The sequence below is a fragment of the Teichococcus vastitatis genome (genome assembly GCF_003604215.1).
GTDB classification, from domain to species: domain Bacteria; phylum Pseudomonadota; class Alphaproteobacteria; order Acetobacterales; family Acetobacteraceae; genus Pseudoroseomonas; species Pseudoroseomonas vastitatis.
The window spans coordinates 1-8,525 of record NZ_QXGS01000066.1; the positions used below are offsets into that span (position 1 = coordinate 1).

The following is an 8,525-nucleotide window of genomic DNA, read 5'->3' on the forward strand; positions in this document are numbered from 1 at the left end:
CGACATTCTCGCCGCCATCCAGCGCTTCTGCCTTCGCTCCCAGACGATCGGAGGAACTACGGAATCAGGACACTAGCCGAAGCGCGCCCACTCCCCGAACGGGAGCGCAATGCCGACGTGCACGAACAAGGGCAGGGTGAACAGCTTGGCGGCCGCCTCCCGGACATGCCTCTCCTCGTGCTCCTCACCCGCTAGGGGGCGGAGAGGTTGAACACCAGCCCAGCCTGGAACACGGACATGAACGCGTCCGCGCCGATGAGCTTCGCGCCGCCGAGTGTGAAATCGAGAAGGCGACCGTGTATTCCTGGAAGGCAGTGTTCTCGACGTCCCTGCGCTGCTCGACGCAGGCCAGCAGCTTGGCTGCGGCCCAGCCGACGAGGAGCCATGAGAGCGGCGCCGAGCGCGCCGATCAGGACGAAGTCCACCAGCCAGCGCTGCCACGCCTCGTCAGGCGGGTGCGAGAGCATCAGCACCGGAAGCATGACGGAAAGCTATGCGAGGCCATCATGCGCGCCGGCCTCCAAGGAATCGCGTCGCGCACCCGCAGGGTCAGGCGTTCCTTGGCGAAGGACCAGTGACGATGGAACTGGATACCACCGGGTCGGTCAGCGTGACGGCGGCACCCAGCGGGAGTGCAGTCCAGACGAACAGCCTGAGCGGCCAGCCTGCAAGCGCGGAGGCGGCGAGCCACATGCCGAGCTTATCGAATACCAGCAGAAGCGCCATCGGCCGCCATAGAGCCCGCGCGCTGTTCCTCCTGAGCCGCGGCGTCACGCCCATGAGGCCGGCGGCGAGGGTCAGCCGCGCGGTCTGCTCCAGGATGGCATTCGAGCCAGCCGAGCGCGTGCGGGCCGACGGCGGCGCCAGCTAGAACTGCCATCATGGATTCCTGGAGGAAGTTCCTCTTGATCGCGTTCAAGAACGAACAAGGAGAACAACAGCTCCGGCGACGGCAAGCGCGATGTTCAGCCGGCTCATCGTGGGTCCTGGAGACTGGATCCGCGCGCTCCCGTCTTGAGCGTCCACGCTGGCGGACGGTTTCGGAAGGCGGCGCCCGTTAGACCCTGCGCGTCCTCTTGGTCGCCCGGCACCATCCGTTTCCCAGTCAGCGTGGGCATGGCCGGAGCCATCAACACGATCCAGGATGATGCGCCGCTCCTGTCCGTGGATGATCAGCATGATCGGGCGCCAGAAGCCCGGATGATGAGTCCCCAAGCTGCCGCCTGCGGGGCTGACCGAGTGACCAGGCCAATTCAGCCGGGTTCACGCCCGGCTCCATGAGGCGAACCCGACCACTGTCGTGACGACCACCATCAGACCGGCGACCACATCCAGCGCCAGTGACAAGGAAAACATCGTCAGTGCCGCGCTCGCGACGATGACCCCGACCGCGTTCGCGGTGCGCAACAGGGCAAAAACCTCCGCCCGTCTCCGCGGTGCCGCCAGCTTGTCCAGGACAAGCGAGTAGTAAGTACCGAGCGGCGCAAGCACGGAGCCGATCAGCACCGCCCCCAGCACCGTCATGGCGACCGACACCTCGAATGCTGCGAGAAGGGAGCCGAGGCTCATGATGGACAGATAGGCAAGCACGGCCTTCCGCGTCGCCATGCGGTTCCGCACGCTCACCCATACTCCCCCCGCGACGGAGGCGAGGCACAAGGGAACCGTGAACATGATCGCGAGCGCGGGCTCGTAGCCGAATCTCAAGGCCAGGGCGACGGCTCCGATCTCGACCGATGCAACAATGGCTCCACCCGCGGCAGCGCAGACGAGCCACAACAGGATGGAGGGATTGAGAACCCGGCCCTTGGCGTTAGGCAGCGCCTCGGCATGTGCCGGGTGCGTCTGCGGAACCAGCAGCGCGGGGACTGCGCCCAGGATCGCAAGCGCCAGCACGGCGACGATTGGCGAGATGGTGCCCAGGCCCGAAGCCACCACCGGTGCGATCACAAAGGTCACCTCGTTCAAGGTGGCCGAGATGCCGAGAGCGCGGGGCAGCCGCGATGCGGGTGTCAACCGGTTGAGCACGGAGCGCAGGTACCCGAAGGCGGCGCCGTTGACCGATCCCGCCACCATCGCAAGGGGAACGAGCCAGACGAAAGGCACATCAAAGGCCGCGAACAGCGCAATCGATGCCAAAGCCAGGGTGCGGACAACGATCAACAGCCTCAGAAATCTCGTCGAGGGCATGTTGCTGCCGAGCCGGGTGATCGGGATGGCGCCAGCTACCTGAGCGAGCGTCATCGCGAGGATGATGGCGGCGCCGTGGACGGCATTGCCGGTAAGATTGAGGGCCAGCAGCGAAAACGCCACGGGTCCCGCTGCCTGCGGAACACTCAAAGTGGCAGATGAGATGAACCAGCAAAGCAGCGGCCACCGTCCGGGGGAACCGGCATCGGGTGGGATCTGGTGTGTATCGATGGGAGAGTCGTGACGGTTGTTCATCAAGGGGCGGGACGTGCTGACGATGACGAGGCTGCACCTAATCTTTCGGTGCGGTGCGGTTTCATCGGTTCCATGGTCTTCTGGGAGCGGGCTGCCCGCTATTTTGAGCGCGACCACGCCGCCGATGATCATGGCGACGATATCCGGGAAGCGGCCGGCCCATGTGACGCCACGGGAGAACGGGATACCGGTGAGCGTGGCGCCAGTGCCGGTCCAGATCGCAGGGCGGTCCCAGGCGGGATCCGACGCTGGAACATCCAGAACAAGAAGCCGCCCGCGCCATGAACGCATCGGCGATCGCGATCCCGCTCCAACGGAGCGCCGGATCCTGCACGATCGTCAATCTGGCCGGCCAGCCTGTTTGAGGGAAACCTGCGAGAGCGCGGTACAGCCATGCCATCGGGCGGCCCTTTCCGGAGGGCCGGGCCGTTCCCGGACATTTCTTCCCGCAGCGGGGCAAGGGCGTTACCTCGCCATGTGAGGCTAAACTCCCGGGTGCGTGTGTCAATCCTGTCCGTCAACTTGCCGGTGACAAGGCGCAGATCGGACAGAAACTCCCCAAGCATGCCCTTGCCAGAGGTGCCCGAATGCAGAGCCGGTGAGCGCGTGCGGAGTGGATCAAATCAGCATGCGGCAGGACGTCCAGTCCGTCAGCCATGGAATCGAGGATCTGCGGGGAAGTGCGGGGAACGCCGCCAGCGGAAGGCGCTAGAGCCGCCCAGCCATGCCTCCCTGAGCTCCGACCGGGCAGCTCACGCTCCGCGGCAAGCCCCCTGCCACGGACCAGCAGACGCAACTTCAAGTTGCCGTTCGGGTCAAATGAAAATCACCCCCAGCGTTGGTGGCCGCCACATCGACGCTGCGGCAACTTCTGCCCTTCCACCCGAGCCTCGATCAGTTCCAGGATACAATCGGCAGGATTTTCCATCATACGGAAAAGAATGGCCGAGGGTGAAAACCGAAGCAGGAAGTACCGGAGCGGGCGGAGTCCGGACTTCCATCGGTTGATAACATCGGAATCGCAAGAGATGCATCGGGATTACCATTGAGCGATGCTGATTGTGCCCGCCATCCTTGCCGGTGCTGGTGCGCCTGCCTGCTGGACTTCCTTCAAGGCCGGGCGGAAGACATCGATGTCAGTCCGCCTTCACCCCAGCCTCCCTGAGCAACCTTTGCCATTTGCCGGTTTCAGTGCGAAGGAAGGCATCAACCGACGTTGGCGTGCTCTCGGACATCACTGCGATGCCAAGGTCCTCCAGCCGCTTGCGCAGGTTGGGCTTCTGGAGTGCAAAATTCACCGCCGCATTCATGCGGTCCAATGCTTCCGGCGCGGTTCCTGCCCGGGCGAGGATGGCGTTCCAGGTGTAAGCATTGTAGCCCGGCAGCGTCTCGGCAACAGTCGGGATGCTGGGCAGTTGCGCGAGGCGCGCGGCGCTCGTCACTCCCAGGACGCAAGCTTGGCCGGAGCGAGCGATTGGGATCGCGGTCGCGGCGCTGTCGATCACCATGGCCACTTGCCAGCCAGCATGTCCGCGACCGCGGGGGCCGCACCGCGGTAGGGCAGGTGCATCACGTCCAGCCCCGCCTGCTTTTTCAGCAACTCGGCTGCCAGATGCTGTGCGCTGCCGTTCCCGGCCGAATCGTAGGCGAAGTCTCCGGACCTGCTGCGGAACAATGCCAGCAGGTCGGGCAGCCTCCGAACCGGCGCGTCACGGGTCACCAGCACGACCTGGGGCACCATTCCCATGAGCACCACACCACGGAATTCGGCGATCGGATCGAAGGGCAGGTCTGCCACGAGCACGGGATTGACCACATGCGCGACGGTCGCGACGAGGAAGGTGTGGCCGTCCCGCGGACCGCTCGCCACGGAGCCCGTGCCGACCACCGTGCCCGAGCCGGTGCGGTTCTCCACGATGACGCGCTGCGGGAGCGAGGCGGAGAGCGTCTCGGCCAATAACCGGGCGGCGACGTCGGTGGGGCCACCGGCGGCATAGGGCACGACCAAGCGGATCGGCCGGGTGGGCCAGGGTTGGGCGGCGTCGGAACGGGCCATTGCCGGAGGAGCGGCCAGGGCGGCGGTGAGGGTGAGGACGATGCGGCGCCTCACGACATCACCTCCACATGTCCACCCAGACGGCGTCCGGGGCCGTCCGGGTCGCACCGCACGCGGATCTCGCTGGGGCGGCCCATGGCCTCGCCCTGGCGGACGAGCACGCCCGCCTCCGGCGGGCCGAGACCATAGAAGAGGGCAGCGGCGGCGATGCCGGTTACCGCGTCCTTCGGATAGCCGGAGCTGCGTGGGAACTGTTGGGCGTGGACGGCACCGTGCTCCCCCTCGGCATAGGGATAGAGGCCGGTGGAGCCGATCGCCTCGCAGGCTGCACGCGCCCGCGCCGGGTCTGGCCGCAGGGCATGGAGACGTGCGAGATCGGCCAGCGGCACGAGCGTCTTCACCCGGTTCGTGGAGGCATTCAATACGGCAACGTCCGGACGCAGCTCCGCTTCCGCCAGGCCGAGGGCGGCCAGCACGGCGCCGACATCCGTGACCTCGTCCATCCGGCCGGGCGGCTGGGTGATCTCGACGGCGCCGTCCGCCATGAAAATGGCGCGCAGTGGCCCGGACAGCGTCTCGATGCGAAGTGTGGCACCCGAGGCCTGACCGCGGGCGCGAAGCAGCCAGGCCGTCCCGAGGGTTGCTTGGCCGCACATCTCCATCTCCTGCTCGGGGACGAAGAAGCGGAAGCGGAAATCGGCCGAGGTGGGGTCCTCCGGCGGCAGGACGAAGCCGCTCTCGTGGCCATGCACGGCGGCCAGGGCCCGCATGTCCCCGGCGTCCATGCCGCTGGCGTCGAGCACGACGGGACAGGGATTGCCGCCGCTCGGTCCTGCCGGGAAGACACAGAGAATGATGGGGGATCGCTGAGGTCGCTGCATGGGCCCAGCCTGCCGCGCCGGAGCGAGACGGGCGCGCCCGGTTGGGCCCTATCGCGTGCCGGATCGGGCCTCGGAGGGAGCTTGGCCGGTGTGCCGGCGGAAGAGGCGAGCGAGGTGCGAAGGGGAAGCCAGCTCGACCGCATGGGCCGCCGTCAGGATACCCTGGCCCGCAACGATCCGCCGCGTCGCCTCCCGGACCCGCAGCGCGGCGAGGTAATCCGCGATGCTGGTGCCGAGGTGGCGACGAAACAGCCGTGTCATCTGGCGGCAGGACAGGCCGAAGCGTGCTGCGAGTTGATCAAGCGCGTGCGGCTCATGCAGCCGGGTGCGCAGGTGCTCCGCGATGGCCTGGACCACGGCCGCGCCATGCTGTGCCGGAGCAGGCTCCGGACCTGTCTCGACCGCTTCCTCCAGCAAGAGACGCTCGGCGAGGCAGGCACGGTCGCACCCGTCCGGCAGCGCGTCCCGGTAGGCCAGCAGCGGCCGCATCGCAGGCGGCAACAGGCCGAGTCTCCAGCCCTGCCGGGCAGGGAGCCAGCGCCCGAGCCGCGGACCTGGCGCGTAGAGGACGATGTGCCGGTGCGCGGCGTCCGCGGCCCGGGTGCGGTGACCGACCTCGGGTGCGACGAGGAGCGCTTCGCCGGGGCGGATTGGTGAGAGGGCGCGCTGCCCTTCCATCTGGAACAGCATCCGCCCTTGCCGAGGGACCAGGAGCATGCCGCAGTTACCCCCCCGGAGTACGCCTCCCCCACCCGCTGGCGGGTCTCTGGCTTGAGGTGCAACATGGCGGCAGGGTAGAACCTGGGCCTGATCGCTGCAGCGACAGGCGCCTCCATGGTGCATGGAGCAACATGTCCGGTCGGCTTTCCGAACTCCATTGGGACACGCTACGAATTCGTAGGCTGCTTCGGGCCCAGAGCGGTCCTGACTGACGGAATTTCGCACGAGGATGCAGAATTCTCTGCCGCCCTTCATCCTTCGCCGGTCGGCCCGATTCCCCCTTTCGTTGATTTGCTTTAAACGCGGAAAAGTCGCGAATCATCAGGCCCGAACAATGTCGGGAAACAGGAGATAAAATGTCCGTCGTGACGACCGGTATTGTTGGATACACGCCCGACGCAAGCTTGCTGATCGTTCCAGAAGGATACAGCCAGACGATCTGGTTCGAGCGCGACAACCCGGCCGAGGACGTTACCCTGGTCTTCCGGCCGGAACCGGGCGAAAGCGAGCAGATTGCCCGCGAGCATCTGGGCTTCGCTCAGCCGCAAGTACTTCGCTTCCCGGCTGGCTCCACAGGACGGCAGACCGTCACCATCGACGCCGTCGAGGATGGCGTGGCAACGGACGTGCTGACCGGAAGCTGGCAGGCAGTTCCGATCACGGGCGTCACTGCGATCAATGGGCCGGACCTTCAATACGTCGGCAATGGGCTGTTTCCCATCGCGTTCGCCAACAATGATGGCAATGACGAAATCCAGAACCTCGTCGGTGGAGCCGGCAACGATGTGTTCACGGCTCTCGGCAGTGACGACACGATCGAAGCTGGCGCGGGGCTCGACACGGCGGTGTTCCGTGGCCCGCGGTCCGAGTACACTGTGGAACCCGGTGCTGTCCGGGACTCCGTGGCCGGTCGCGATGACACCGACCTGATCTATCAGGTCGAGCGCCTGCAATTTGCTGACGGCATCTTGGCGCTCGACGCCGATGGGCACGCCGGTCAGGCATACCGGCTCTACCAAGCCGCCTTCGCCCGCGACCCGGACACCGCCGGCCTGAAGCATCAGGTGGAGGCCATGGATGGCGGGCTGAGCCTGATGACGGTCAGCTCGAACTTCCTGGCTTCGCCTGAGTTCGCCAGCCGCTATGGCGCTGATCCGTCAGACGCCTCGCTGGTCACGCTGCTCTATCGTAACGTCCTGGCCCGTGAGCCCGAGGCTGCCGGCTTCTCGGCTCACATCGGTGGACTGGCCGCCGGCATGCCCCGCGAGCAGTTGCTGGTGAACTTCTCGGAGAGTGCCGAGAACCAGCTGCAGACTACGGTCGAGATCAACGACGGCATCTGGTTGGGGTGAACGTTGAGAGGCCGCCCTTCCTCAAAGGTGTGCCCATGACCTGCTCAGGCGGTCCGTGGAGAGAAACCAGCGTCAGCGATGGCGCTGGCAGGAGCGTGCTGTCGGCCATCACATGGCCAGCGGATGAGCCAGGAAATCGCTGGTGCAGCTCTCCGCGGTACTGCCGCTGGTCGCCCGTTCCGGTGCCATGATCAACGCCATGGCGGCACTGAATCTTCTGCTTCGGCCATCGCGTGCGGACGGACGTGGCCGCGCGTCGTCCTGCCGGAACTCGGGGCTGCGGCAGACGCCCTGTGGGCGTCGAACAGGACAGGCGTTCGGTCCAACGTCACGGCAACAGAACCCTCGACACTCGGCCATCAAGATCAATGCAAAACATCAGGCTGCACAAGCGTATGGCTGCGGCAGCGACCAATATGGAGAATGATCAGGGAAGTTCGACTGGAGCAGCAATGGGAAGCAGGGGCAACAGTCTCGGGGCCACTGCTTCTCAACTCTGGCAACTCGGACGAGCGTGAGCCTTCGAAAAGGCGCCGATATCGTCGTAAGATCGCTATCCTTGAAGAGCCAATACAGCCTCACTGAGGCCGCCCGACGCCGCCGCGCCAAGCCGATGCTCATAGAAGCTCCGCAATCCGACGATAGACGTCGGCGCGACGCACCGGCCATCGGCAGTCGTTTCAGGGCTCCGGTTGACATGCCACCGTGGCATCAAACACTCTGCTTGTTTGAGAGAACTTGTGGACCGCGACAGCCCTGCTGAACCGGAGACGGGTCAAAGCTCCATTCGGCAGCCACGCAACAAAAGGGCAAGGCGGCTGCGGCACCAGCCCACGGATTGCTGATCCTGTCGAGGTAACGGCACGGGGGCGTAGCACGTCCGGTTTGCCGAGGCCTGCGGTCACGGAGTGAAGATGCATGCGAAAACGGCAAGCTGCGAAACCGTAGTGAACCAGCTTGTTGACGCCTGGCCAAGGTTCCGTCGGGTTGCGGCGGGTCGTGTCCCATCGCGTGGTGTAGGAGCGATGGTTTCCGGCGGGCTGAACTACCGGATCAGGCTGGCACGGCGGA

Annotated in this window: 6 protein-coding genes and 1 pseudogene; 1 reads left to right on the forward strand and 6 read right to left on the reverse strand. The window is 65.8% G+C overall.

Features of this window, described 5'->3' with window-relative positions:
- Positions 1-191: 191 nt before the first annotated feature.
- From D2K64_RS24730 to D2K64_RS22205, 6 genes and pseudogenes are all read right to left on the reverse strand, one after another.
- The gene (locus tag D2K64_RS24730) at positions 192-482 is read right to left on the reverse strand and encodes a hypothetical protein (RefSeq protein ID WP_157986035.1); all 291 of its coding nucleotides are present in this window, start codon (positions 480-482) and stop codon (positions 192-194) included.
- A 67-nt stretch (positions 483-549) separates the two neighbouring features.
- On the reverse strand, positions 550-726 hold the full coding sequence (locus D2K64_RS24735) for a hypothetical protein (RefSeq protein ID WP_157986036.1): 177 nt from the start codon (positions 724-726) through the stop codon (positions 550-552).
- Between the two features lie 537 nt (positions 727-1,263).
- A complete protein-coding gene (locus tag D2K64_RS22185) occupies positions 1,264-2,736 on the reverse strand; it encodes an MFS transporter (protein WP_202910795.1) in 1,473 nt (490 codons plus the stop codon).
- 845 nt (positions 2,737-3,581) lie between these two features.
- Positions 3,582-4,501, reverse strand: a pseudogene (locus D2K64_RS26325) (tripartite tricarboxylate transporter substrate-binding protein).
- A gap of 50 nt (positions 4,502-4,551) precedes the next feature.
- Complete coding sequence (locus tag D2K64_RS22200; protein WP_120010569.1) at positions 4,552-5,382, reverse strand: PhzF family phenazine biosynthesis protein; 831 nt, start codon at positions 5,380-5,382, stop codon at positions 4,552-4,554.
- A 48-nt stretch (positions 5,383-5,430) separates the two neighbouring features.
- Positions 5,431-6,099: an AraC family transcriptional regulator gene (locus D2K64_RS22205; protein ID WP_157986037.1), complete on the reverse strand. Its 669-nt coding sequence runs from the start codon at positions 6,097-6,099 to the stop codon at positions 5,431-5,433.
- Positions 6,100-6,458: 359 nt separating this feature from the next.
- On the opposite strand from D2K64_RS22205, the gene D2K64_RS22210 reads away from it, so the two are divergent.
- Positions 6,459-7,454 carry a DUF4214 domain-containing protein gene (locus tag D2K64_RS22210; protein ID WP_120010571.1) on the forward strand — a complete coding sequence of 332 codons (996 nt, stop codon included), beginning with the start codon at positions 6,459-6,461 and terminating at the stop codon, positions 7,452-7,454.
- Positions 7,455-8,525 lie beyond the last annotated feature (1,071 nt).

What these genes read in the sequence shown, in the direction of transcription:
- D2K64_RS24730 (WP_157986035.1), bottom strand. Translation starts at nt 482, where the DNA reads ATGCTTCCGGTGCTGATGCTCTCGCACCCGCCTGACGAGGCGTGGCAG.
- D2K64_RS22205 (WP_157986037.1), bottom strand. Translation starts at nt 6,099, where the DNA reads ATGCTCCTGGTCCCTCGGCAAGGGCGGATGCTGTTCCAGATGGAAGGG.
- D2K64_RS24735 (WP_157986036.1), bottom strand. Translation starts at nt 726, where the DNA reads ATGGCGCTTCTGCTGGTATTCGATAAGCTCGGCATGTGGCTCGCCGCC.
- D2K64_RS22185 (WP_202910795.1), bottom strand. Translation starts at nt 2,736, where the DNA reads ATGCGTTCATGGCGCGGGCGGCTTCTTGTTCTGGATGTTCCAGCGTCG.
- D2K64_RS22200 (WP_120010569.1), bottom strand. Translation starts at nt 5,382, where the DNA reads ATGCAGCGACCTCAGCGATCCCCCATCATTCTCTGTGTCTTCCCGGCA.
- D2K64_RS22210 (WP_120010571.1), top strand. Translation starts at nt 6,459, where the DNA reads ATGTCCGTCGTGACGACCGGTATTGTTGGATACACGCCCGACGCAAGC.